This window comes from Kosakonia sp. N21 (genome assembly GCF_050587465.1).
Lineage (GTDB): Bacteria > Pseudomonadota > Gammaproteobacteria > Enterobacterales > Enterobacteriaceae.
Window position 1 is genome coordinate 56,315 of the sequence record NZ_JBOBHR010000013.1, and the last position, 22,797, is coordinate 79,111.

At 53.3% G+C, this 22,797-nt stretch carries 28 protein-coding genes; 16 read left to right on the top strand and 12 right to left on the bottom strand.

Annotated features, from left to right (window positions below; translation table 11 throughout):
- Positions 1-13 precede the first annotated feature (13 nt).
- Genes flgG through flgB form a run of 6 tightly spaced genes read right to left on the bottom strand, consistent with a single transcriptional unit; the run spans position 14 to position 4,343 of the window.
- A complete protein-coding gene (flgG, locus tag ACQ3G7_RS22925; protein ID WP_088236535.1) occupies positions 14-796 on the bottom strand; it encodes a flagellar basal-body rod protein FlgG in 783 nt (260 codons plus the stop codon).
- A gap of 15 nt (positions 797-811) precedes the next feature.
- Positions 812-1,567, bottom strand: a complete 756-nt coding sequence (locus tag ACQ3G7_RS22930) for a flagellar basal body rod protein FlgF (RefSeq protein WP_263097146.1) — start codon at positions 1,565-1,567, stop codon at positions 812-814.
- Positions 1,568-1,587: 20 nt separating this feature from the next.
- Positions 1,588-2,796 (bottom strand): flagellar hook protein FlgE, encoded by a 1,209-nt coding sequence (gene flgE / locus ACQ3G7_RS22935; RefSeq protein ID WP_430892402.1) that lies wholly within the window; start codon positions 2,794-2,796, stop codon positions 1,588-1,590.
- Between the two features lie 27 nt (positions 2,797-2,823).
- Positions 2,824-3,504, bottom strand: coding sequence for a flagellar hook assembly protein FlgD (gene flgD / locus ACQ3G7_RS22940; protein WP_263097149.1), 681 nt, complete (start codon positions 3,502-3,504; stop codon positions 2,824-2,826).
- Between the two features lie 14 nt (positions 3,505-3,518).
- A complete protein-coding gene (gene flgC / locus ACQ3G7_RS22945; protein WP_061494844.1) occupies positions 3,519-3,923 on the bottom strand; it encodes a flagellar basal body rod protein FlgC in 405 nt (134 codons plus the stop codon).
- Between the two features lie 3 nt (positions 3,924-3,926).
- On the bottom strand, positions 3,927-4,343 hold the full coding sequence (gene flgB, locus ACQ3G7_RS22950; RefSeq protein ID WP_263097150.1) for a flagellar basal body rod protein FlgB: 417 nt from the start codon (positions 4,341-4,343) through the stop codon (positions 3,927-3,929).
- Between the two features lie 158 nt (positions 4,344-4,501).
- Between flgB and flgA the strand changes: the two genes are divergently transcribed.
- The 3 genes from flgA to flgN all read left to right on the top strand — a co-directional run bounded on the left by flgA (position 4,502) and on the right by flgN (position 5,976).
- Complete coding sequence (gene flgA, locus ACQ3G7_RS22955) at positions 4,502-5,161, top strand: flagellar basal body P-ring formation chaperone FlgA (protein ID WP_263097151.1); 660 nt, start codon at positions 4,502-4,504, stop codon at positions 5,159-5,161.
- Between the two features lie 94 nt (positions 5,162-5,255).
- On the top strand, positions 5,256-5,549 hold the full coding sequence (flgM, locus tag ACQ3G7_RS22960) for a flagellar biosynthesis anti-sigma factor FlgM (protein WP_430892406.1): 294 nt from the start codon (positions 5,256-5,258) through the stop codon (positions 5,547-5,549).
- A gap of 4 nt (positions 5,550-5,553) precedes the next feature.
- Positions 5,554-5,976, top strand: coding sequence for a flagella biosynthesis chaperone FlgN (flgN, locus tag ACQ3G7_RS22965; protein WP_263097155.1), 423 nt, complete (start codon positions 5,554-5,556; stop codon positions 5,974-5,976).
- A gap of 65 nt (positions 5,977-6,041) precedes the next feature.
- Here flgN and murJ read toward each other — a convergent pair whose 3' ends face one another.
- The 4 genes from murJ to rimJ all read right to left on the bottom strand — a co-directional run bounded on the left by murJ (position 6,042) and on the right by rimJ (position 9,852).
- On the bottom strand, positions 6,042-7,577 hold the full coding sequence (gene murJ / locus ACQ3G7_RS22970; protein WP_430892408.1) for a murein biosynthesis integral membrane protein MurJ: 1,536 nt from the start codon (positions 7,575-7,577) through the stop codon (positions 6,042-6,044).
- Between the two features lie 107 nt (positions 7,578-7,684).
- Positions 7,685-8,608, bottom strand: a complete 924-nt coding sequence (locus tag ACQ3G7_RS22975; protein WP_430892410.1) for a Gfo/Idh/MocA family protein — start codon at positions 8,606-8,608, stop codon at positions 7,685-7,687.
- Between the two features lie 2 nt (positions 8,609-8,610).
- Positions 8,611-9,258 (bottom strand): YceH family protein, encoded by a 648-nt coding sequence (locus tag ACQ3G7_RS22980; protein ID WP_430892412.1) that lies wholly within the window; start codon positions 9,256-9,258, stop codon positions 8,611-8,613.
- 9 nt (positions 9,259-9,267) lie between these two features.
- Positions 9,268-9,852 carry a ribosomal protein S5-alanine N-acetyltransferase gene (gene rimJ, locus ACQ3G7_RS22985; RefSeq protein ID WP_263097160.1) on the bottom strand — a complete coding sequence of 195 codons (585 nt, stop codon included), beginning with the start codon at positions 9,850-9,852 and terminating at the stop codon, positions 9,268-9,270.
- Positions 9,853-10,089: 237 nt separating this feature from the next.
- On the opposite strand from rimJ, the gene mdtH reads away from it, so the two are divergent.
- The 9 genes from mdtH to ACQ3G7_RS23030 all read left to right on the top strand — a co-directional run bounded on the left by mdtH (position 10,090) and on the right by ACQ3G7_RS23030 (position 16,816).
- On the top strand, positions 10,090-11,298 hold the full coding sequence (gene mdtH / locus ACQ3G7_RS22990; protein ID WP_263097161.1) for a multidrug efflux MFS transporter MdtH: 1,209 nt from the start codon (positions 10,090-10,092) through the stop codon (positions 11,296-11,298).
- A 123-nt stretch (positions 11,299-11,421) separates the two neighbouring features.
- Positions 11,422-11,982: a lipoprotein gene (locus tag ACQ3G7_RS22995; protein WP_263097162.1), complete on the top strand. Its 561-nt coding sequence runs from the start codon at positions 11,422-11,424 to the stop codon at positions 11,980-11,982.
- 121 nt (positions 11,983-12,103) lie between these two features.
- Positions 12,104-13,147: a dihydroorotase gene (gene pyrC, locus ACQ3G7_RS23000; protein ID WP_430892414.1), complete on the top strand. Its 1,044-nt coding sequence runs from the start codon at positions 12,104-12,106 to the stop codon at positions 13,145-13,147.
- Positions 13,148-13,221: 74 nt separating this feature from the next.
- On the top strand, positions 13,222-13,467 hold the full coding sequence (gene dinI, locus ACQ3G7_RS23005) for a DNA damage-inducible protein I (protein WP_061494833.1): 246 nt from the start codon (positions 13,222-13,224) through the stop codon (positions 13,465-13,467).
- 274 nt (positions 13,468-13,741) lie between these two features.
- Complete coding sequence (gene bssS / locus ACQ3G7_RS23010; protein ID WP_263100924.1) at positions 13,742-13,996, top strand: biofilm formation regulator BssS; 255 nt, start codon at positions 13,742-13,744, stop codon at positions 13,994-13,996.
- Between the two features lie 118 nt (positions 13,997-14,114).
- A complete protein-coding gene (solA, locus tag ACQ3G7_RS23015) occupies positions 14,115-15,230 on the top strand; it encodes an N-methyl-L-tryptophan oxidase (RefSeq protein WP_430892416.1) in 1,116 nt (371 codons plus the stop codon).
- Positions 15,231-15,286: 56 nt separating this feature from the next.
- Positions 15,287-15,406: a YceO family protein gene (locus ACQ3G7_RS23020; RefSeq protein ID WP_430892418.1), complete on the top strand. Its 120-nt coding sequence runs from the start codon at positions 15,287-15,289 to the stop codon at positions 15,404-15,406.
- Positions 15,407-15,672: 266 nt separating this feature from the next.
- Positions 15,673-16,239 (top strand): cytochrome b, encoded by a 567-nt coding sequence (locus tag ACQ3G7_RS23025; protein ID WP_430892420.1) that lies wholly within the window; start codon positions 15,673-15,675, stop codon positions 16,237-16,239.
- Between the two features lies 1 nt (position 16,240).
- Positions 16,241-16,816 (top strand): YceI family protein, encoded by a 576-nt coding sequence (locus ACQ3G7_RS23030; RefSeq protein WP_430892422.1) that lies wholly within the window; start codon positions 16,241-16,243, stop codon positions 16,814-16,816.
- 36 nt (positions 16,817-16,852) lie between these two features.
- On the opposite strand, the gene trhO is transcribed toward ACQ3G7_RS23030, so the two are convergent.
- A complete protein-coding gene (gene trhO, locus ACQ3G7_RS23035) occupies positions 16,853-17,902 on the bottom strand; it encodes an oxygen-dependent tRNA uridine(34) hydroxylase TrhO (RefSeq protein WP_430892424.1) in 1,050 nt (349 codons plus the stop codon).
- 211 nt (positions 17,903-18,113) lie between these two features.
- On the opposite strand from trhO, the gene ACQ3G7_RS23040 reads away from it, so the two are divergent.
- The 4 genes from ACQ3G7_RS23040 to ACQ3G7_RS23055 all read left to right on the top strand — a co-directional run bounded on the left by ACQ3G7_RS23040 (position 18,114) and on the right by ACQ3G7_RS23055 (position 22,547).
- Positions 18,114-19,034 (top strand): Kdo(2)-lipid IV(A) acyltransferase, encoded by a 921-nt coding sequence (locus ACQ3G7_RS23040; RefSeq protein ID WP_430892426.1) that lies wholly within the window; start codon positions 18,114-18,116, stop codon positions 19,032-19,034.
- Between the two features lie 150 nt (positions 19,035-19,184).
- Positions 19,185-20,447 (top strand): multidrug efflux MFS transporter MdtG, encoded by a 1,263-nt coding sequence (gene mdtG / locus ACQ3G7_RS23045; protein ID WP_430892428.1) that lies wholly within the window; start codon positions 19,185-19,187, stop codon positions 20,445-20,447.
- Positions 20,448-20,619: 172 nt separating this feature from the next.
- On the top strand, positions 20,620-22,002 hold the full coding sequence (locus ACQ3G7_RS23050; RefSeq protein WP_430892451.1) for a glycoside hydrolase family 28 protein: 1,383 nt from the start codon (positions 20,620-20,622) through the stop codon (positions 22,000-22,002).
- 155 nt (positions 22,003-22,157) lie between these two features.
- Positions 22,158-22,547, top strand: coding sequence for a MysB family protein (locus ACQ3G7_RS23055; RefSeq protein ID WP_430892458.1), 390 nt, complete (start codon positions 22,158-22,160; stop codon positions 22,545-22,547).
- On the opposite strand, the gene ACQ3G7_RS23060 is transcribed toward ACQ3G7_RS23055, so the two are convergent.
- Positions 22,548-22,775, bottom strand: a complete 228-nt coding sequence (locus tag ACQ3G7_RS23060; RefSeq protein WP_263097173.1) for a YceK/YidQ family lipoprotein — start codon at positions 22,773-22,775, stop codon at positions 22,548-22,550. It lies immediately after the preceding gene.
- Positions 22,776-22,797 lie beyond the last annotated feature (22 nt).

Below are 22,797 nucleotides of genomic sequence, written 5' to 3' on the forward strand. Positions count from 1 at the left end.
ACCGGATAACGCCTTAGAGTTGCGTCAGTTTTTGCAGCATCTGATCGGTCGTCGATACTGCTTTACTGTTAATTTCGTAAGCGCGTTGAACCTGGATCATATTCACCAGTTCTTCGGCAACGTTTACGTTTGAGGTTTCCACATACCCCTGGTACAGCAAACCTGCGCCATTAAGACCCGGCGTCGTGGAGTTTGGCGCCCCGGACGACTGAGTCTCGGTGTACAGGTTCTCACCGATGCTTTCCAGACCGGTGTCATTCATAAAGGTGGTGAGGTTTAACTGGCCAACCTGCACCGGCGCTGTCGCGCCCTGCTGCGTCACACTGACCACGCCGTCGCGACCAATGGTGATGCTCAGGGTGTTGGCAGGGATAGTGATCGCAGGCTGCACCTGAAAACCACCCGCCGTCACTAACTGACCATTTTGATCAACCTGGAAGGAGCCGTCGCGCGTATACGCGGAGGTGCCATCCGGCAGCAGCACTTCAAAGAAGCCCTGCCCTTTAATGGCGACATCTTTGGTGTTGTTAGTCTGTGACAAGCCACCCTGACTATGCAGGCGCTCGGTTGCAACGGGACGAACACCGGTACCGATCTGCAAGCCAGAAGGCAGTGTCGTTTGTTCAGAAGACTGCGCACCAGGCTGACGCATGGTTTGGTACAACAAGTCTTCAAATACCGCACGCTGACGCTTAAAACCGTTAGTACTGACGTTCGCCAGGTTGTTGGCGATAACGTCCATATTGGTTTGCTGGGCGTCAAGGCCGGTTTTCGCGATCCATAATGAACTGATCATAGGTAATCCTGTTTATTAGCCCAGTGACAGCAACTGATTGGCGCGTTGCGCGTTTTCATCAACGCTGCCGATCACCTTCATCTGCATTTCGAAGCGACGTGCGCTGGCAATCATGTCGGTCATTGCTTCAACGGGTTTAACGTTGCTGCCTTCGAGTACGCCCGACATCACACGGATAGAGGCATCGGCTTGCAGCGTCGTGCCACGCGTGGCCTGCGCAGCCTGGCTCACACGGAACAGGCCGTCATCGCCACGCACCACGTCTTTGCCTTCCGCCTTAACCAGCTTCAGCTTGCCTACCGGTGCAATGGTATTCGCCGAATCGCCGGGATTGAGCGCAGAAATCGTACCGTCGGCGGCAATCGTGATCTGCGAGCCTTCCGGTACAGAAATCGGACCCGCTTCACCAATCACCGGGTGACCCTGAATGGTCAACTGACCGGTCGGGCCGACCTGGATATTACCGTTACGGGTATATCCTTCCGAACCATTCGCCGTCTGTACTGCCAGCCAACCGTCCTGCTGTAACGCCACATCAAGCGGGCGCGAGGTGTAATCCAACTGGCCGGGCGTCATATCGGCGCCCGGGGTGGATGCCACCACCAGAGTACGGGTTGGCAGCGAAAGCCCTTCGACCGGCACGGCACGCAGCGCATTAAGCTGCGCGCGGAATCCCGGCGTTGAAGCATTCGCAAGGTTGCTGGCGGTGACAGCCTGCTGATTCAGCGTTTGGCTGGCGGCGCCCATCGCGGTGTATATTGCGTGATCCATTAAGCCATCCCGTCAGACGATTAACGCAGGTTAACCAGCGTGTTAAGGATCTGATCCTGGGTTTTGATGGTCTGCGCGTTCGACTGATAGTTACGCTGCGCGACGATCATGTTCACCAGTTCTTTACTCAGATCCACGTTTGATGCTTCAAGCGCACCGTTGGTCAACGAACCGAAGTTACCGGTACCTGCTGTGCCTAACAGCGCAACACCCGAGGAAGAGGTTGCAGACCAAACGTTGTCACCTTCAGATTGCAGACCTTCAGAGTTGGCGAAGTTCGCCAGTACGATCTGTCCAAGCAGCTGTTTCTGCTCGTTGGAGTAGTTACCAACAACGGTGCCATCGTCGTTAATCTGGTAGCTCACCAGGTCGCCCGGTTTGTAACCGTTCTGCGTGGTAGCAACGATGTTGTTAGAACCGGTGTTCTGCTGCATGGAGTTCAGGAAACTCAGCGAGAAGGTTGCCGGGGTTGCGCCGTTGATGGTGCCGGTAGTGATGGAGGCAGAAGTACCGCCCGTCAGCACGCCGTTAGTATTGAAGGTCATGGTGGTCGCAAGCGTTGCTGCACTGCCGCTCACGCTGCTGTCCTGGGTATAAACGCTCCAGGTGTTCGCCGTTGAACTCTTCACAAAATAGACGTTCATGTCGTGGGCGTTACCCTGACTGTCATAAACAGTGACGGAACCTTTTTTGTTGTAGCTGTCGGCATTAGTCGGGTCGAACGTGGTCACGCTTGGCGTGCTGTCCGTCGAGTTCAGGTTGATCTGCATCGTTGCCGTGGTGGTGGTTTTCGCCGCCATCAGCGTGTTCGGGATGGTGATAGCCGTCGGGTTCGCGCCGGTCTGTACTGTCGGCGGCGTACCGGTAGCCGGGTAGCCCGTGACCTGCATACCCTGCATGTTCACCAGATTGCGGTCTTCGTCCAGTTTGAACTGGCCGTTACGGCTGTAATACACAGAACCATTGCTGTCGACCAGACGGAAGAAACCGTTTCCGCTTAGTGCAACGTCAAGACCACGACCGGTGTTGGTGGTGGTGCCATCGCTAAAGTCCTGGGTAATGCCCGCCACTTTAACACCGAGACCCACTTTAGAACCGGCGAACATATCAGCGAAGGACGCAGATCCGGATTTAAAGCCATAAGTGGCGGAGTTGGCGATGTTGTTACCAATGACATCGAGGTTGGTGGCCGCAGCATTCAGGCCGCTGACCGCTTGTGAAAAGGCCATGACTTACTCCTGATAAGTGTTAAGGCTTTAAATAATCTGCCGTACTTCGTCGAGGGTGGTAGTACCATAGGTACCCAAATCTAATGTGCTCCCGCTGCTATTGCGCGTAACACCTTGCACCAGCGCAAACTGCAGCGGTTGAGCAACCAACTGCGTTGAACCCGTGCTGGCGGCGATGGAGACTTTATAAGAGCCATCCGGCGCCGCCGTGCCATCCGAAAGTTTGCCGTCCCAGCTAAAGGTATGGACGCCCGCTTTCAGCGCGCCGATATCAATGGTGCGCACCACGGTGCCGTCTGAGTTGGTCACGGTGGCGGTCACTTTATCGGCGGCCTGAGTCAGCTCCACGCCAAACGGCGTAGAGGTTTGGTTACCCACCAGAATGGTCTGCCCTGGGATCATCACACCATGGCCGATCAAGGTGGTTGCCTGCAGCGACTGGCTGTTATCGATCTGCCCGGAAATTGATCCCAGCGTGGTATTCAGTTTTTCAATCCCGCTGACGGTGCTGATCTGCGCAAGTTGCGTGGTCAGTTCGTTGTTTTGCAGCGGGTTGGTCGGATCCTGGTTTTTCAACTGCGCGACCAGCAATGTCAGAAAGCTGCTCTGCAGGTCGGAAGCGCTGTTAGTACCGGTTGTGGTTGTACCCGTCGTACTGGTTGTAGCACCGGAGTTGGTCGGGTCATTAACTTTTACAGCGATAGACATGCTGTGCGTCTCCTTTACTGGCCGAGGGTCAGGGTCTTGAGCATCATGCTCTTAACCGTGTTAAGTACTTCAACGTTTGCCTGATAGCTGCGTGAAGCAGACATGGTGTTTACCATTTCCCCGACCACATCAACGTTCGGCATTTTGACGTAACCATTAGCGTCCGCCAGCGGGTTACCCGGCTGGTAGACCAGTTTGTCTGGCGCCTGACTTTCAATAACATCGGCGACTTTCACACCGCCGGTCGCCTGACCTGGTGCGGCATCAACCTGGAAAACGACCTGTTTGGCGCGATAAGGTTGACCGTCCGGCCCGGTAACGCTGTCGGCGTTGGCAAGGTTACTGGCCGCCACGTTCATACGTTTGGACTGCGCCGCCAGCGCGGAGCCAGCAACATCAAAAATATTCAGTAATGCCATCTATCAATTCCCCCCTTGCAGAACACTCATCATGCTTTTGATCTGCCCACCCAATACCGTTAAGCCGGTCTGGTATTTCACGCTGTTGTCAGCGAACTGCGTACGCTCACGATCCATATCCACGGTGTTGCCATCCAGAGAGGGCTGATCCGGGATGCGGTACAGCAGATCGGTGGACGGCGGGGTCATTGCCTGCGCAGGAATATGACGGGAAGAGGTCAGCGCCAACGAAACACCGCTCTCTTCAGCACGACCGCGCTCCATGACTTTTTTCAGTTCACTGGCGAAATCAATATCGCGCGCCTGAAACCCCGGGGTATCGGCGTTGGCAATGTTTGCCGACAGAATTTCCTGGCGCTGGGCGCTCAGGTTCAGCGCTTCTTGCTGAAAACGCAGTGCGGCATCAAGTTTATCGAGCATGGCTCCCCCACTGATGACAATTATTTAGCCAACAGCTTAAATCTCCTTACGCAAGCCTTATCGTTGGAATAAGCGCAAAATGCGTCGCTATTTATTGCGTTGATAGATTTGCCATGCGGTTAAAATCTCCTCATTCCATCAACAGGCAGGAGTCTGCGATGAACACTCTGAAGGGCTGTGTGGCCGCGGCCTTACTGTTATTAAGCCCGCTAACGCAGGCGTCCGACTTACAGGCGAAACTGACCGCTTTCTTTGCTCAACGTCTTGCTGGATTTAGTGATGAGGTAGTGGTAAATATACGCACCCCGCAAAATCAGCTTCCCACCTGCGACCAGCCCGAGCTGAGCGTCATCGGAAATGCTAAACTGTGGGGTAACCTGAGTGTTCTGGCGAATTGCGCAGGCGCAAAGCGCTATTTGCAAGTGAGCGTTCAGGCGACGGGTAACTATGTTGTGGCCGCCCAGGCAGTCGCGCGCGGCAGCACGTTACAGCCGGGCAGCGTGAAATTAGCGCGCGGCCGTCTCGATCAGTTACCGCCGAGAACGATGCTGGATATCACCCAGGCGCAGGATGCGGTAAGTTTGCGCGATCTCGCACCCGACCAACCGATTCAACTGTCTATGCTGCGCCAGACATGGCGTATAAAAGCGGGCCAGCGTGTACAGGTTGTGGCGACGGGTGATGGCTTTAGTGTGAACGGCGAAGGTCTTGCTCTGAACAACGCATCGGTGGCGCAAAACGCCCGTGTGCGCATGTCTTCAGGCCAGATTGTCAGCGGGGTTGTGAACGCTGATGGGAATATTCTGATTAACCTATAATCTTTTTAAAGAATTTGCGTCGGCTGCCGATATATAAGCAACGACTACAGATAGCAGGCCCCAAACGCCGGGGAACCTCAGTGAGGACTACACAATGAGCATTGATCGCACATCGCCCCTCAAGCCGGTAAACACTGTGCAACAGCGTGAAGCCAGCGAGACCCAAACGCAAAAAACGCGTCTGGAGAAATCCGCGACGACGAACAGCACCAACGTCACCATCAGCGGCGCTCAGGCTAAGCTGATGCAGGCGGGGGCGAATGACATCAACACAGAACGCGTTGAGCAACTGAAAACCGCGATCCGTAATGGTGAACTGAAGATGGACACTGGCAAAATCGCCGATGCCCTGATTGACGAAGCGAAGAGTTACTTGCAGAGTAAATAACAGTATGAACCGACTGTCAGACATTCTCGATCAAATGACAGTTATCCTGAGCGCTCTTAAAGACGTGATGGATGCTGAGCAAAAACAGCTTTCCGTGGGCCATATTAATGGCAGCGCGTTGCAGCGTATTACGGAAGAAAAAAGCTCCTTGCTCGCAACTCTGGACTACCTTGAGCAACAACGCCGGGCGACGCAGAAAGCGCAACATAGCGCAAATGACGATATCGCCGATCGCTGGCAAACCATTACCCAAAAGACGCAGCATCTGCGTGACCTGAACCAGCACAACGGATGGTTGCTGGAAGGGCAAATCGCGCGCAATCAACAAGCGCTGGACGTTCTGAAACCGCATCAGGAACCCGGGCTTTACGGCGCGAATGGTTATACCTCTACCGCCAACCGTGGTGGAAAGAAAATCTCTATCTAGATCTGTTCAGACCGTTCATATTCTGATTTTTAGCCAGGGGATCCGTCCCCTGGCTGCCTTTCTGTTTACGCCGTCCGGCGTGCGAACTCTTTAACTTTGAAGCCCAATGCCGCAAGCGTCGCGAAGTAAGCGACAATTCCCACCAGCACAACCGCCATCAGACGCAGCAGACGATAAGGCATGGTGCCTTGCGCCCATTCCGGCATAACGTAAAGCATGCCTACCAGCGCAGCCGACATCACCAGTACCGCAATCACCAGACGGATCAGAAAACTCGACCACCCCGGTTGCGGGGTAAAAATATTCTGTTTGCGCAGTTGCCAGTAAAGCAGCACGGCATTCAGACAGGCCGCCAGGCCGATCGACAAAGAGAGACCGGCATGTTTTAGCGGACCGATAAAGGCCAGGTTCATCAGTTGCGTCATGATCAGCGTTACGATAGCGATTTTCACTGGCGTTTTTATGTTCTGACGCGAATAGAACCCGGGCGCCAGAACCTTCACCACAATCAGCCCCATCAGTCCCACAGAGTAGGCAATTAACGCCCGTTGCGTCATCGACGCATCGAAGGCGGTAAATTTACCGTACTGGAACAGCGACACCGTGAGCGGCTTCGCCAGAATCCCCAACGCCACCGCACTGGGCAGCGCCAGCAGAAAGCAGAGCCGCAACCCCCAATCCATCAACCGGCAATACTCATCATGGTTGCCGCTGGCAAAGCTTTTCGATAGCGAAGGCAGCAGAATTGTCCCCAACGCCACACCCAGCACCCCGGATGGAAATTCCATTAAACGGTCGGCGTAATACATCCATGAGACGGAACCAGAAACCAGAAAAGAGGCGAAGATGGTATTGATGATCAGCGAAATCTGGCTAACGGAGACCCCAAGAATGGCCGGTCCCATCTGCTTAATGACCCGCATCGCCCCCGCATCCTGGAAGCTGATGCGCGGCAGCACCAACATGCCGATTTTCTTCAGGTGCGGCAGTTGGTAAAGCAGTTGCAGCACGCCGCCAGCGGTCACCGCCCACGCCAGCGCCAACACCGGTGGGTGGAAATACGGTGCGCCAAACAGCGCAAAACCAATCATGCTGATGTTCAAAAACGTCGGTGCAAACGCCGGAACGGAAAAACGGTTCCAGGTATTGAGGATCGCGCCGGCCAGCGATGCCAGCGATATCAACAGAATATAAGGAAAGGTAATACGCAACAGTTGCGAGGTTAATGCGAATTTATCGGCCGTATCAGCAAACCCGGGAGCGGTCACGAGGATCACCCACGGCGCCGCCAGCATCCCGGCGACGGTGACAACGGCCAGCGCCAGCGTCAACAGACCGGACACGTAAGCAACAAAAACCCGCGTTGCATCATCCCCCTGTTTGCTCTTGTATTCCGCAAGGATCGGCACAAAAGCCTGGGAAAACGCCCCTTCAGCAAAGATACGGCGTAAAAGGTTGGGCAATTTGAATGCCACAAAGAAAGCATCGGTCGCCATGCCCGCGCCGAAAACCCGCGCCACAATGGCGTCGCGCGCGAACCCCAGCACGCGGGAAAACATGGTCATGGAGCTGACAGCCGCCAGCGATTTTAATAGATTCATTCTGGTTTCCATAAGACACAACGCCTGCAATGCAGGCGTTGGTGTACAGCGAAGCGCTTAGTCTACAGGGAAAAAGGCGAATTACTATCGCCAGATGTTACAGGCAGTTATTCGCTCATCGCCTCGCGCCAGAGCTTTTCAACGATACGTTGCGCCAGAATAGCCTGTTCACCGGCTGTTTCGGGAACTGTCTGATTTTGCACACATTCAATAAAATGACGCGCGCATCCGGCAAAGCCACGCTGCTCCAGCGTACTCTGCCAGCCGGGAACCGGGCGGGCAATCACGCCCTGCCCGCGCTCTTCGCGCCACTCGCGCATATCCGTAATATCAAACAGTCCGCCATCGGTAACGGCCTGAACCCACTCGCGCTGGCTCCCTGCCCGGCGATGCATACTGGTGGTGATTTGCAGATGTTCAACGCTGAAATGGTGCTCAGCATAAACCATGGCGCCGTCATCATTGGTCAGCAGCGTACCGCTATTCAATTGCGCAGCGCCCCCGGCCAGCCACAGCGCGGTATCCACCACATGCAGATAATCATCAAGTAAGGTGAAACGTAAATCGTGCGGCCCAACGCTGTCGCTACGGTGTTTATCCATACGCAGCGAAGCGGCCTGCGGCATGTGCTGCTTCAGATCCCGGTACAACGGCGAAAAGCGACGGTTAAAGCCCACCATCAGCGTTAGCTTCTTCCGGGCGGCCAGTTCAACCAATCGTTCCGCATCCTGTAAATTTTCCGCCAGCGGCTTATCCACACACACATGTACGCCAAGATTGAGCAACTCGCTGACCACGGCGTAATGTGACGAGGTGGCAGTATGAACAAAAACGGCGTCACACTGCGCCGCCAGGCTGGCGAGCGAATCCACATAAGGGATACGCCAGGTTGCACATATGCGTTCGGCTTTCTCCCGGGTGGGTGACCAGGCTGCCGCCAGTGTCCAGTCTGTCGCCGCCCCTAACACCGGCAACCAGGCTTTTTGCGCGATACCGCCCAGGCCCACAACACCAATACGTAATGTCGCCACGGTTAATCCCCCAAATGTGCGAGAAGCGAATCCAGACGCTGTTTCAACTCAGCGACTTCATCTTCCAATGCTTCAACGCGCGCCAACAGTGAGTCCGCAGCCGGGCTTTCTGCTTCAACGACGCCAGCCAGCGTCGGCACCTCGCCGCTGAACAGATGCATAAAACGACTTTCACGCTTACCCGGCTCACGGGGCAGGCGCACAACAAACGGACCATCTTCCCGTGTCGCAAGATGCTCGAGCGTACTCTCCACTTCCGCCATGTCGCTAAATTGATGCATACGTTCTGCACGTCCGCGCAACTCACCAGGGGTTTGCGGCCCGCGCAGCAGCAGTGTGGTGATCAGCGCCACTTCGGCGGAAGTCAGTTTCAGATCGCCAAATTCAGAGTTGCAGAAGCGTTGCTCATATTTTGTCACCCGATTGCCAAAACCGCTGACAGTACGCAGATAATGACGTTTTACCAGCGCATCGAGTACGTCCTGAACGTCGTGTTCGCCGAGATTCATCACCGGTTCGCGGTTGGTTTTCTGGTTACAGGCCGTGACCACCCCGTTAATAGAAAGCGGATATTGTTCGGGCGTCGTCACCTGTTTTTCCAGCAGGCAACCAATGACCCGTGCTTCCACGGCGCTCAATTGATACTTCATCTTTGCTCCTTAACGACCCGGGGTCCATTCCTGCGCGGTTAATGCTGTTAATACGTGATCGCGCCATTGCCCGTCGATTAACAGATACGATTTGGCGTAGCCCTCTTTTTCAAAACCGAGTCTCGCCAGTAGATCACCGCTGCGTTTATTGTGCGGCATGTAGTTTGCCATTATGCGGTGCATATGTTGCGTACGTTGCATATAGCGGATCGCAGTGGTCAGGGCCTCAAACATTAACCCTTGTCCTTGCCACTTTTGCCCAATGGAGTAGCCCAGATAACAGGCATGGAATGAGCCGCGAACCACATTAGAAAAATTCGCCACGCCAATAATTTCTTTCTCTTCCGGATCGAGCAACGCGAAATAGAACGCGGTGCCTTGCTTGTGGAATTCATTGATCATGCCGAGGCGAGCCTGCCAGCCGGAAGGGTAACAATGGCTTTCATCGCGCACGGGCTCCCAGGGTTTTAAAAACTGGCGATTTTCAGCGTAATAATCCGCCAGGCGCCAGGCGTCGCGGTCGTGGACAAGGCGCACCACCAATCTGTCCGTTACTAAGCGTACTTTCGGCACGTTACTGCGATAGCCAAACATGCATTACCACTCCTTCCATTTCACAACTTTTTTAACCCCTTCCCTTTACTATACATTTGCATAGCCGCTCTGGGAAAACAGCAACATGGCATTTTCTGCGTCAAGCGCCATTTTCGATGAAAACTCTCAATCAAAGACTGATTTTGATAAAAAAATATTGTCACCATCAATATGGGAAAAGCCGTAGCGAAACCGCAAAATAAGATTGTCTTATCTTTCTGATTTCCCGGAGGGGAAATGGCGCGCATATCGCAGGCAAGGAGCCTGGGTAAATACTTCCTGCTTGTCGATAATATGTTGGTCGTCCTTGGCTTTTTTGTCGTTTTCCCCCTGATTTCCATTCGCTTCGTCGATCAGCTGGGCTGGGCCGCTTTAATGGTCGGTATTGCCCTCGGTTTGCGTCAGTTTATTCAACAAGGGCTGGGGATTTTCGGCGGCGCGATTGCCGACCGTTTTGGTGCAAAACCGTTGATTGTCACCGGCATGCTGATGCGCGCGGGCGGTTTTATTGCCATGGGCGTTGCGCATGAACCCTGGGTGTTGTGGCTCTCCTGTCTGCTCTCCGGGCTTGGCGGCACACTGTTCGATCCGCCGCGTTCTGCGCTGGTGGTCAAACTGGTGCGCCCTAACCAGCGCAGCCGTTTTTTCTCTCTGCTGATGATGCAGGATAGTGCCGGTGCGGTTGTCGGCGCACTGCTCGGCAGCTGGCTGTTGCAATACGATTTTCGTCTCGTCTGCGCCGTGGGCGCGTTAATGTTTGTTCTTTGCGCCGCGTTTAACGCCTGGCTACTGCCCGCGTGGAAATTGTCGACCGTTAAAGCACCAGTGCGCGAAGGACTTGGCCGCGTACTTCGTGACAAACGCTTTGTCACCTATGTACTGACGTTGACCGGCTACTACATGCTGGCGGTACAGGTGATGTTAATGCTGCCGATTATGGTTAACGACATTGCCGGTTCGCCGGCGGCGGTGAAATGGATGTATGCCATTGAGGCCTGTCTGTCGTTGACTCTGCTCTATCCGATTGCCCGCTGGAGCGAGAAACGCTTTCGCCTGGAACACCGCCTGATGTTCGGACTGTTGGTGATGTCGTTTAGTCTGCTGCCGGTGGGGATGGTGGGCTCGTTGCAACAATTGTTCACGCTCATTTGCACGTTCTATATCGGGTCGATCATTGCCGAACCCGCGCGTGAAACGTTGGGTGCGCAACTGGCAGATGCCCGCGCGCGCGGAAGTTATATGGGCTTCAGTCGCTTAGGGCTGGCGTTTGGCGGCGCGCTGGGTTATGCAGGCGGCGGATGGTTGTTTGATGCCGGAAAAGCCTTTAATCAACCGGAACTCCCGTGGATGATGCTGGCATTGATAGGCCTTATCACCTTCTTCGCACTGCTGTGGCAGTTTGGTCTTAAACGCCTGCAACAACGGATGCTGGAACCGGGCGCCTGATGATTCTGCAGGCGGAAGCGCCCGCTTCCGCCCGTGCATTCAGCTTTTTCCGCTGGTCTTTGCGCGGCGTGTGACGCATGCTACTCCCCAGGACTGAAGCATCAGGACCACGTTGAGGAACACATGAAGAAAATCATTTTTGCCGCTGCATTAATGTTGAGCGGCGTGCTGGTGGGCTGTAACCAACTGACCCAATATTCCATCAGCGAACAGGAGATCAATCAGGCACTGCAAAAACGTAACGATTTCGCCAAAGATATCGGCGTGCCGGGTGTCGCGGATGCACACATTGTGCTGAACAATCTGGCCAGCGGAATTGGTCGCGAAGAGCCGAATAAAGTGACGCTTACCGGCGATGCGAATCTGGACATGACCTCCCTCTTTGGCAACCAAAAAGCGGTGATCAAGTTGAAAATGAAAGCGCTGCCGGTATTTGATAAAGAGAAAGGCGCGATCTACCTGCAGGAGATGGAAGTGGTCGATGCGACAGTCACGCCAGAGAAGATGCAAACCGTTCTGCAGACGCTGTTGCCTTACCTGAATCAGTCTTTGCGCAGCTATTTTAATCAGCGCCCGGCCTATGTGCTAAAAGAAGACAACAGCAAAGGCGAAGCGCTGGCGAAGAAATTCGCCAAAGGCATCGAGGTGAAACCGGGCGAGATTATCATCCCCTTCACCGACTGAATTCTGATTCTGAGGGCGCGAATGCGCCCTTTTTTTCAGGAAAAAGATGCAAACGAAAACGTTTCCGCATATCCTTAGTGCCCGGCAAAAACAACTGATCCTCACCAGCCGGAGCATTCCAATGACACAACCCCAGGTTTTGAAAATCCGCCGTCCTGACGACTGGCACGTCCACTTACGTGATGGCGATATGCTGAAAACCGTCGTGCCGTGGACCAGCGAAACTTACGCCCGCGCCATTGTTATGCCCAATCTGGTTCCCCCTGTGACCACCGTGGACGCAGCCCGTGCTTATCGTCAGCGTATTCTTGATGCCGTCCCCGCCGGGCACGATTTCACGCCGTTAATGACCTGCTATCTGACCGATAGCCTGGATGCCGACGAAGTCGAGCGCGGTTTTAACGACAATGTCTTCACGGCGGCAAAACTCTATCCGGCAAATGCCACCACGAACTCCAGCCATGGCGTTACCCATATTGATGCGATCATGCCAGTACTGGAACGCATGGAAAAACTGGGGATGCCGCTGTTAGTGCACGGTGAAGTGACACATGCGGAGATCGACATTTTCGATCGCGAAGCGCGCTTTATTGAAACCGTGATGGAGCCACTGCGTAAACGCCTGCCAGGCCTGAAAGTGGTGTTCGAGCACATCACCACTAAAGACGCCGCGGATTATGTCCGAGAGGGCAACGAACGGCTGGCAGCAACGATCACCCCTCAACATTTAATGTTTAACCGTAACCATATGTTGGTTGGCGGCATACGCCCACATCTCTATTGCCTGCCTGTTCTCAAACGTAATGTCCACCAACAGGCTTTGCGCGAGCTGGTCGCCAGCGGGTTTGAACGCGCATTTCTGGGCACCGACTCCGCGCCGCATGCCCGTCATCGCAAAGAAGCCAGCTGTGGCTGCGCGGGTTGTTTCAATGCGCCGACTGCGTTGGGCAACTATGCAACAGTGTTTGAAGAGATGAATGCATTGCCGCATCTGGAAGCGTTTACGTCGCTGAATGGCCCGCGTTTCTACGGTCTGCCGGTCAACGAAACCTTTATCGAACTGGTGCGCGAAGAGCATGTTGTGCCAGAGACCATTACCCTGCCGGACGATGCACTGGTACCGTTCCTTGCCGGAGAAACGGTACGCTGGAACGTGAAGCGTTAAAAATTTTACGCCCCCTGTTGTAATAAGCATAAGTTAACTGTATAAATATACAGTAAATAACGCAGGGGGCTATTATGCGCATTGAAGTGACGATTGCCAAAACCACATCCTTACCGCCGGGCGCCATTGATGCGCTGGCGGGTGAATTATCCCGTCGTTTGAATAATTATTACCCCGATCGTGAAAACAAAATCACGGTTCGCTATGCCGCCGCCAACAATTTGTCCGTGCTCGGTGGTGCAAAAGAAGATAAAGATCGCATAAGTGAAATTTTACAGGAAACCTGGGAAAGCGCTGACGATTGGTTTATCACCGAATAATTTCTCTTTAAGTTTGTTCTTATTGCCGGGTCGCCCCGGCTTTTTTGTTTCTTTGCTAAGCGTTTAATGACGTTGTCGGCAAGTAATAAAATGAGTGATTAAGATCTCGCTCTGTTATTCAAAAAAACGCAATCAGCGTAAAAAAGATGTTGCAGAGTGTTTATTCATTCGATCTATCCTGCCAGTTGTTGGTATACTGAAAGGGCTTCAAAAAAAACACGCATTGAACCTCGAAAGTCGTCGTCTAATTAAACACGCCAAAATGGGGGTTATGATGGTAAAGAATAATGAAGTCATCCAGACCCATCCGCTGGTCGGATGGGACATCAGCACAGTGGATAGCTATGATGCCCTGATGCTCCGGTTGCACTACCAGACCCCAAACAGAGCCACACAGGAAGAGACCGAAGTCGGTCAGACGTTGTGGCTAACGACGGATGTCGCCCGCCAGTTTATTTCGATCCTTGAAGCGGGCATTGCCAAGATTGAATCAGGCGATTACCAGGAAGATGAGTACCGCAGACATTAGAAATAATGCCTCTCAGCCACTCAACAGGCACCCATCGGGTGCCTTATTTATTTCCGCCCTTGTATAACACCGCCATGTTATTTACCCTCCTGAAAAAAGCATTCACCTGGAGAACATCATGAAATACGATCTGATTATTATCGGCAGCGGTTCTGTTGGCGCAGCGGCGGGCTATTACGCCACCCGTGCCGGGCTTAATGTGCTGATGACCGATGCACATTTGCCGCCGCACAAGGAAGGTAGCCATCACGGTGATACGCGCTTAATTCGCCATGCTTACGGTGAGGGTGAGAAATATGTGCCGCTAGTCTTGCGCGCCCAACAACTCTGGGATCAGTTGGCGGCGGAAAGCGGCGAAACCGTATTCGAACGTACTGGCGTGATCAATATTGGCCCGGCGGACTCCAGCTTCCTCGCCAATGTCGCGCAGAGTGCTTTACAGTGGAACCTGGCGGTAGAAAAGCTAGACGCACCGTCTCTGATGGCGCGCTGGCCAGAGATCCGCGTGCCGGACGACTATATCGGGCTGTTTGAAGCTGACTCCGGCGTACTGCACTGCGAACTGGCGGTGAAAACCTGGATCGACCTTGCCCAAAAAGCCGGTTGCGCACAGTTATTCAATTGCCCGGTGACAGCGCTGCATCATACGGACGACGGCGTCGCAATTGACACGCCGGAAGGAACATTCCACGGCAAGAAAGTGTTGGTCAGCGCAGGGACCTGGGTTCAACAGTTGCTTCCCACCCTGCCGATACAGCCGGTGCGGAAAGTTTTCGCCTGGTTCCAGGCAGACGGACGGTACAGCACCAAAAATCGCTTCCCGGCATTTACCGGCGAAATGGCCAATGGCGATCAGTATTACGGGTTTCCGGCAGACGATAATGCGCTGAAGATCGGTCGCCACAATGGCGGGCAGCTCATCTCTGAACCGCAACAGCGAACAGCCTTTGGTGATGAAGCTGGCGATGGCTCCGAATGCTTCGCGTTCCTGCGCCAGTTTCTGCCCGGCATCGGTGGTTGTTTATACGGGGCTTCTTGCACCTACGATAACTCGCCGGATGAGGATTTTATTATCGATACCCTGGCGGATCACCCCGATACGCTGATCATCACAGGACTGAGCGGCCATGGGTTTAAATTCGCCCCCGTGCTCGGCGAAATCGCCACTGCCTTTGCGGCGGGTAACCGCACGGAGTTTGATTTGACCCCCTTCTCTCTCACACGCTTTGCGTGATAATTCTTCAGCGACCGTGAATTAAGGTCGCTGAACATCTTAATAACGAGGTCATCATGCGGCGTCTGTTCCATTACTTAATTAATAACGTGCGTGAGCATTTGATACTTTATATTGCCCTGTGGTTACTGATTGCCGCGATCGATATTATTTATATTGTATGGCCTGGCCAATAATAACTGACAAAATCTTACATTAATTTAATTAAAGTTAATAAACGTATTAACCTTCGCAATTGCTTCAATATCATGAAAGTAAGAAAAATCTCATATGAGGCAGAATATATGATCATTTTTCTCTAACCAACTGAATATATCAGCCGGTTCTCATTCAAAAAAAATGATATAGAAAAAATAGCAATTCAATTCACCGATTTTCAGTTGCAATATTATTTAACTCACGCCATTTTAAATTAACCCTCTATTAACTTCGGTTAACAATTATGCAATTGCGTAATACCCCATCTCGTTATGGCGTTATTTCCGTTGCCCTGCACTGGCTGGTTGCAATCGCGGTTTATGGCATGTTTGCGCTGGGCTTATGGATGGTCACGTTGAGCTACTATGACGGCTGGTATCACCAGGCGCCGGAGCTTCATAAAAGCATCGGTGTGCTACTGATGCTCGGATTAGTGGTGCGCATTGTCTGGCGTTACCTCTCCCCACCACCGCCCGCACTTGCCACCTATTCCCCTCTGACGCGCATTAGCGCTGTGGCCGCGCATATCGCGCTCTACCTGTTGCTGTTTGGCATCATTGTTAGCGGCTATCTGATTTCAACAGCCGACGGCAAACCCATCAGCGTCTTCGGCCTGTTTGAGATTCCGGCAACGCTGGCTGATGCAGGCGCACAGGCCGACCTGGCCGGGACTGTTCACCTGTGGCTGGCATGGAGCGTTGTCGTGCTCTCTGTTTTGCACGGCCTTGCCGCATTAAAACACCATTTCATCGATAAAGACGTCACTCTCAAGCGCATGCTGGGAAAATCGTCACCTGACTCTGGAGCATAATATGAAGAAAATCCTGCCGGAACTTACCCTCGCCTCGCTGTTATTTGCTACCGGTTCCGCCGTGGCAGCAGACTATAAAATTGACAAAGAAGGTCAACACGCCTTTGTTAATTTCCGTATTCAGCATCTGGGTTATAGTTGGTTATACGGAACATTCAAAGATTTCGACGGCACCTTTAGCTTTGATGAGGCGAATCCTTCAGCCGATAAAGTTAACGTCACCATCAATACCAATAGTGTGGATACCAACCACGCTGAACGCGATAAGCACCTGCGCAGCGCGGAATTTCTGAATGTGGCTAAATTCCCGCAAGCGACCTTTACGTCGACAGAGGTGAAGAAAGATGGCGACGGTCTCGACATCACCGGCAATCTGACCCTGAACGGGGTGACGAAACCCGTCACGCTGGATGCAAAACTGATGGGTCAGGGTAATGATCCATGGGGTGGCGTGCGTGCAGGTTTTGAAGCAGCAGGGAAAATTAAGCTGAAAGACTTTAACATCACCACCGATTTAGGTCCGGCATCGCAGGATGTTGAGCTGATTATTTCTGTTGAAGGCGTTCGCCAGAAGTAATGACGTCGGAGAGGGCGCGCCCTCTCCGCATTACGCTTATTCCGGATCCGGAATGCCCAGTGTCGTGTTCAGGCGACCACGGGATTTATTGAAAATCTTATTACCATTTTCACGTCCCGCACGGCGTTTACGCTGCTCGTCTTCCGGCAGTGCGCGCTCTTCCTTACACAATTCACTGCAGCACCCGTTGAATTTTTCCGCACAGGCCGGGCACTGAATAAACAGCAAGTGACAACCGTCGTTCAGGCAATTGGTATGTGAGTCGCAGGGCGCGCCGCACTGGTGACAATGGGCAATCACATCCTCAGAAATGCGCTCCCCCATGCGTTCGTCAAAGACAAAGTTTTTACCGATAAAACGCACCGGCAACCCCTGTTCACGGGCCCGGCGAGCGTACTCGATAATACCGCCTTCGATATGCCATACTTTATTGAATCCGTTGTGCTTCATCCAGGCGCTGGCCTTTTCACAACGGATGCCGCCAGTGCAATACATCACGATTTTCTTATCTTTGTGCTCCTGCATCATCTCTACCGCTTTCGGTAACTGTTCGCGGAACGTATCGGCAGGGATCTCCAGCGCACCATCGAAATGCCCGACTTCATATTCGTAGTGGTTGCGCATATCGATAAAAATGGCCTCAGGATCGTCCAGCATCGCGTTCACGTCCGCCGCTTTCAGATAATCACCCACATCACTGGCATCGAAGCTGTCATCATCAATCCCGTCCGCGACAATCCGGTCACGCACTTTCATGCGCAGCACCCAGAAAGATTTGCCATCATCATCAATCGCGTTGTTCATCCGTAGCCCGTCGAGCGCCGGGTCAAAGGCATAAACAAAGTCGCGGAACGCGGCAAAACGACTTTGCGGCACGCTGATCTGCGCATTGATGCCTTCATGCGCCAGGTAAACACGACCGAAAACGCTTAGCCGCGTAAATGCCTGATACAGCGCATCGCGCGTGACCTGCGGGTCGATGATGGAGAAATACTTATAAAACGAAACGGTGACGCGCGGCTCAGTTTCGGCGAGCATGCGGGCTTTTAATTCATCATTAGAGATGCGGTTGTGTAACACTGGCATGGTGTACGTATCCTGCAAGAGTGAAAAAACGGCGGCATCATAAAGCAAATACGGATAATTTACATCCTTACATTTTGCGCTACATTTTCCTCATTCTCATTACCACATTTCAACAGTTACCCACAAAAACAGGCGTTATGTGCGCTCTGATTTTGGCTAATTCCGAAAAAATGAGAGAATACAGGGAATTGTTGCTTAAAAAAGGACAAACATGACGCATTTACCCAAGTTCTCAGCAGCGCTTCTGCATCCCCGCTACTGGCTAACCTGGCTGGGCATCGGAGTACTGTGGTTAGTCGTTCAGCTCCCTTATCCCGTGATTTATCGCCTCGGCTGTGGTATCGGCCGTCTGGCAAAACGCGCTATGAAGCGCAGAGTGTCGATTGCACGACGCAATCTCGAGCTCTGCTTTCCGCACATGAGCGACGCTGCGCGCGCAAAACTGGTGGACGATAATTTCGTCTCCGTCGGCATGGGTCTGATGGAAACCGGTATCGCCTGGTTCTGGTCCGATCGTCGGATGGCGCGCTGGATGGATGTCTCCGGCTTTGAACACGTACGTAATGTGCAGGCGCAAGGGCGCGGCATTTTGCTGATCGGCGTCCATTTTTTAACGCTGGAAATCGGTGCCCGCATGTTCGGTATGAATGAGCCCGGTATTGGCGTTTACCGGCCTAATGACAACGCGCTTATCGACTGGCTACAAACCCGGGGTCGCATGCGCTCCAATAAGAGCATGATCGACCGTAAGGATCTCAAGGGTATGATTCGGGCGCTAAAAGCCGGGGAAGTCGTCTGGTACGCGCCTGACCATGACTACGGCCCGCGCGCCAGCGTATTTGCCCCTTTCTTCGCCGTTGAGCAGGCGGCCTCCACCTCCGGTACCTGGATGCTGGCACGTATGTCGCAAGCGTGTATCGTGCCATTTGTTCCGCGTCGAAAACCTGACGGCAAAGGCTATGAGTTAATTATGCTGGAGGCGGAATGCTCCCCGCCGCTTGACGATGCGCAAACAACTGCTGCATGGATGAATAAGGTTGTGGAGCGCTGCATTATGATGGCGCCAGAACAATATATGTGGCTGCACCGCCGCTTTAAAACCCGACCGGAAGGCGTTCCATCCCGCTACTGATCGCACACAGCCCGCTGAGCGGGCTGTTTTCTTTTGTCACACATAACTCCCGCCGCACATTGCAGTGACCATCCCGCAGGCGCATAATTAGCGTGCTTACCAAATTCAATCACTACTCTGTGCGTTAAAACAACGCCGTTACGGATCGTTATGCCATCCTCTGATGTCCCGATAAACTGGAAACGTAACCTGACTGTTGCCTGGTTTGGATGTTTCCTTACCGGCGCTGCATTTAGCCTGGTGATGCCATTCTTACCGCTCTATGTTGAGCTGTTAGGAGTGACCGGCCACAGTGCGCTGAACATGTGGTCGGGGCTGGTTTTCAGCATCACGTTTCTGTTTTCCGCCATTGCCTCTCCATTCTGGGGTGGGCTTGCCGACCGAAAAGGTCGCAAAATTATGCTGTTGCGTTCTGCACTCGGTATGGCAATCGTCATGGCGTTAATGGGGCTTGCGCAAAACGTCTGGCAGTTCCTGATCCTGCGGGCCTTACTCGGTTTACTGGGCGGCTTTATTCCTAATGCTAATGCGCTCATTGCAACACAAATTCCGCGGAATAAAAGCGGCTGGGCACTCGGTACGCTTTCCACCGGCGGCGTGGCGGGCGCGCTTCTCGGGCCGCTTGCTGGCGGTCTGCTGGCGGATACGTGGGGCCTGCGAATGGTCTTTTTTATCACCGCCTCAGTGCTGTTTATCTGCTTTCTGCTGACGCTGTGCTATATCCGTGAAAATTTCGTCCCGGTGGCAAAACGTGAAATGCTGCACGCCAGAGAGGTTTTTGCTTCGCTCAAAAGCCCGAAACTGGTGTTAAGCCTGTTTATCACCACCATGATTATCCAGGTTGCCACTGGCTCCATCGCCCCCATCCTGACGCTATATGTACGTGAACTGGCGGGCAACGTCAGCAATATTGCGTTTCTCAGCGGGATGATTGCATCCGTGCCCGGTGTTGCAGCCCTGCTCAGCGCACCGCGTCTGGGTAAACTGGGCGATAAAATCGGCCCGGAGAAGATCCTGGTCGCTGCGCTGGTGATTTCAGTGCTGTTACTCATCCCCATGTCGCTGGTGCAAACGCCGTGGCAGCTGGGCGTGTTGCGCTTTTTGCTGGGCGCGGCGGACGGTGCGCTGTTGCCCGCCGTGCAGACGCTATTGGTGTATAACTCCACCAATCAGATAGCCGGGCGTATTTTCAGTTATAACCAGTCATTTCGTGATATCGGTAATGTCACCGGCCCGCTGGTTGGCGCGGCCATTTCCGCCAGTTTCAGCTTCCGCGCGGTGTTCTGCGTGACGGCAGGCGTCGTTCTGTTTAATGCCCTCTATTCGTGGTTCAGTCTGCAACGCCCGACCCGTTCCGCCACCGTGGAAAAAGAACACCCGCGAGTACAGCAAACACTGCCGACTGACGATTGAATCCATACCGCGACACAATGGACATTTGCCTGAAATTCGCCTGACGCAGCGCACAAAAAATGCGCAGATAATCAGGCGAATGACCCATATTCAGTAAAGCGTGAGCTGGCTTCGCATGAAAAGGAAATGATGGTGTTATTTTTTAAAAACACCATTTCAATAAGGAGTTTCCATGCGTAAACGGATCACGTTGTCTTGCCTCACCGCCTGTATTGCCTCCCTTTCACCCCTCAGTTCCAGCTTTGGTGCGAGTGATGTGAAATTCCCCGATAAAGTGTGTAACGTCACCCACTACGGCGCGGAAGGCCACAGATTGCAAATCGACCTCAATACGACCGCTATTCAACAAGCCATTGATGATTGCGCCCAGGCTGGCGGCGGAACCGTGCTGATCCCTCGGGGTAATTACCTTACCAACCCGTTGTTTCTGAAAAGCAATGTACAGCTAAAGCTGGAGAAAGACGCCACGCTGGTGGCCTCTACCGAGATTGCCGCCTGGCGCGCCAATGAACAAACCCGCTATGCCGAAGCGGAAAATGGCTGGTTGCCGTTTATCAGCATTGCCAATGCCAGCAACGTCGCCATTACCGGGGAAGGCACCATTGACGGCCAGGGGGCTGTCTGGTGGGAGCGCTGGCGGGAAAATATTCGCGCGACGGGTAAAAAAGGCGGAACCGATCGCCCACGGCTGGTGTATATCAAGCAATCCAGTAACGTGCTGATAGAAGGGATCACGCTCACGCACTCCCCCAGCTTCCATATCGTCATGCGTTATTCTCACGATATTGACGTCAATAAAACGCGCATTTTATCGCCCTGGCATGCGCCAAACACGGATGCCATCGACCCTATCGATAGCCAGAACATCCGCATCACCCATAATTTTATTGACTGTAATGACGATCATATCGCCATCAAAGCTGAAAAACCGGACAGCCGTTTTCCGGACGGCGTAGTGGAAAATATCTATATTGCAAACAATACGCTTAAACAAGGGCGCGGTATTTCGATTGGCAGTGAAAGTGCTGGCGGGGTAAATAACGTACTGGTTGAAAACAATACGTTTGAAGGATCGATGTACGGGATCCGGATAAAAAGCCCGCGGGGTAAAGGCGGCGAGGTGAAAAATATTATCTACCGGAATACAAAAATGCACGACGTTGAAGTCCCGCTGGTGTTTTCCGCCTATTACAAAGCGGCGCCAATTGTGCAAGCCGAGGTGGATAAAATGCTCGAAGGCGGCGGCTTCACGCTGGGTGAGCAAATTTACCCGCCCGACAGCGACGCCAAACAGCCGTTTGATAAATACAAAACGCCGCATTTCAGCAATATTACAGTCGAGAATTTAACCTCCACCGGTAACAGCAAAGCCGCCGCGTTTATTATTGGCACGCCGGAAGCACCGCTCAGCGGGTTCCACTTCACCAACGTCAATATTGAGGCTGTGCGTGGTCTTCGCGTACGCAACGCCGAACTGGAGACCAAAGGGCTCAATATCAAGGTGGCGGAAGGCCCGGTGATTCAGCAGGACGCGGGAGTGAAAATCAGCCATTGACCGTCAGACGCACTGCTTTTCCGGGCGGTGCGTCCCTTCTTTTTGTCCTGACTTCATGCATTCGTTACGGACAACACAATTCGCAATTTGACGCTCTCAATACCAGCGTCTATAGGTTTCTGCATACCTTTTTTCCTCTCGCTAAGGAGTTAGATATGGCCGATTCCAACCTGAATTTTTACTCGACGCTCTCTGAAGCAATTGATGCTGCCCGCGAAGAATTCCTCGCCAGTAATCCTGAGCTGGATGAAGAAGAGGCGAACGTCCAGCAATTCAATGTGCAGAAATACGTTCTGCAGGACGGTGATATCGCATGGCAGGCTGAATTTTTTGCCGATGAAGATGAACCCGGTGAATGTCTGCCCATGCTCAGCGGCGAGGCGGCACAAAGCGTATTTGACGGCGAGTATGATGAAATAGAGATAAGCCAGGAGTGGCTGGAGGAGAACACCCTGCACGAATGGGACGAAGGCGAGTTTCAGCTTGAACCCCCACTCGATACAGAGGAGGGGCAGACCGCTGCCGACGAATGGGACGAGCGCTGATCACTCGTACGGACCGTGATGGGCATCTATAGGTAGCAATAAGGTATCGAACACCAGCGAGAAGGGTAAGTCCAGCACGGTGATATAACGCCACGCGGAGTCGCGGACGTCCCACTTCACCCCCGGGTAGTATTGATTTCCATGGCCCTGCCCGGGGATCGTCCGGCTGATGATGCTACCGCACCCGCTCAGCAAACATGCCATCACAACGACCACTATCACTTTCACCTGCTACCCCGCTTCAACATTT

Bases quoted from the DNA above. Each gene is read 5' to 3' on its own strand.
- flgN (WP_263097155.1), top strand. From the start codon at position 5,554: ATGAACCGACTGTCAGACATTCTCGATCAAATGACAGTTATCCTGAGC.
- flgG (WP_088236535.1), bottom strand. From the start codon at position 796: ATGATCAGTTCATTATGGATCGCGAAAACCGGCCTTGACGCCCAGCAA.
- dinI (WP_061494833.1), top strand. From the start codon at position 13,222: ATGCGCATTGAAGTGACGATTGCCAAAACCACATCCTTACCGCCGGGC.
- ACQ3G7_RS23055 (WP_430892458.1), top strand. From the start codon at position 22,158: ATGGCCGATTCCAACCTGAATTTTTACTCGACGCTCTCTGAAGCAATT.
- rimJ (WP_263097160.1), bottom strand. From the start codon at position 9,852: ATGTTTGGCTATCGCAGTAACGTGCCGAAAGTACGCTTAGTAACGGAC.
- pyrC (WP_430892414.1), top strand. From the start codon at position 12,104: ATGACACAACCCCAGGTTTTGAAAATCCGCCGTCCTGACGACTGGCAC.
- ACQ3G7_RS23025 (WP_430892420.1), top strand. From the start codon at position 15,673: ATGCAATTGCGTAATACCCCATCTCGTTATGGCGTTATTTCCGTTGCC.
- ACQ3G7_RS23030 (WP_430892422.1), top strand. From the start codon at position 16,241: ATGAAGAAAATCCTGCCGGAACTTACCCTCGCCTCGCTGTTATTTGCT.
- solA (WP_430892416.1), top strand. From the start codon at position 14,115: ATGAAATACGATCTGATTATTATCGGCAGCGGTTCTGTTGGCGCAGCG.
- ACQ3G7_RS23050 (WP_430892451.1), top strand. From the start codon at position 20,620: ATGCGTAAACGGATCACGTTGTCTTGCCTCACCGCCTGTATTGCCTCC.
- mdtH (WP_263097161.1), top strand. From the start codon at position 10,090: ATGGCGCGCATATCGCAGGCAAGGAGCCTGGGTAAATACTTCCTGCTT.
- flgE (WP_430892402.1), bottom strand. From the start codon at position 2,796: ATGGCCTTTTCACAAGCGGTCAGCGGCCTGAATGCTGCGGCCACCAAC.
- mdtG (WP_430892428.1), top strand. From the start codon at position 19,185: ATGCCATCCTCTGATGTCCCGATAAACTGGAAACGTAACCTGACTGTT.
- flgB (WP_263097150.1), bottom strand. From the start codon at position 4,343: ATGCTCGATAAACTTGATGCCGCACTGCGTTTTCAGCAAGAAGCGCTG.
- ACQ3G7_RS23020 (WP_430892418.1), top strand. From the start codon at position 15,287: ATGCGGCGTCTGTTCCATTACTTAATTAATAACGTGCGTGAGCATTTG.
- trhO (WP_430892424.1), bottom strand. From the start codon at position 17,902: ATGCCAGTGTTACACAACCGCATCTCTAATGATGAATTAAAAGCCCGC.
- flgA (WP_263097151.1), top strand. From the start codon at position 4,502: ATGAACACTCTGAAGGGCTGTGTGGCCGCGGCCTTACTGTTATTAAGC.
- ACQ3G7_RS22980 (WP_430892412.1), bottom strand. From the start codon at position 9,258: ATGAAGTATCAATTGAGCGCCGTGGAAGCACGGGTCATTGGTTGCCTG.
- ACQ3G7_RS22995 (WP_263097162.1), top strand. From the start codon at position 11,422: ATGAAGAAAATCATTTTTGCCGCTGCATTAATGTTGAGCGGCGTGCTG.
- murJ (WP_430892408.1), bottom strand. From the start codon at position 7,577: ATGAATCTATTAAAATCGCTGGCGGCTGTCAGCTCCATGACCATGTTT.
- flgM (WP_430892406.1), top strand. From the start codon at position 5,256: ATGAGCATTGATCGCACATCGCCCCTCAAGCCGGTAAACACTGTGCAA.
- ACQ3G7_RS22930 (WP_263097146.1), bottom strand. From the start codon at position 1,567: ATGGATCACGCAATATACACCGCGATGGGCGCCGCCAGCCAAACGCTG.
- ACQ3G7_RS23040 (WP_430892426.1), top strand. From the start codon at position 18,114: ATGACGCATTTACCCAAGTTCTCAGCAGCGCTTCTGCATCCCCGCTAC.
- flgC (WP_061494844.1), bottom strand. From the start codon at position 3,923: ATGGCATTACTGAATATTTTTGATGTTGCTGGCTCCGCGCTGGCGGCG.
- bssS (WP_263100924.1), top strand. From the start codon at position 13,742: ATGGTAAAGAATAATGAAGTCATCCAGACCCATCCGCTGGTCGGATGG.
- flgD (WP_263097149.1), bottom strand. From the start codon at position 3,504: ATGTCTATCGCTGTAAAAGTTAATGACCCGACCAACTCCGGTGCTACA.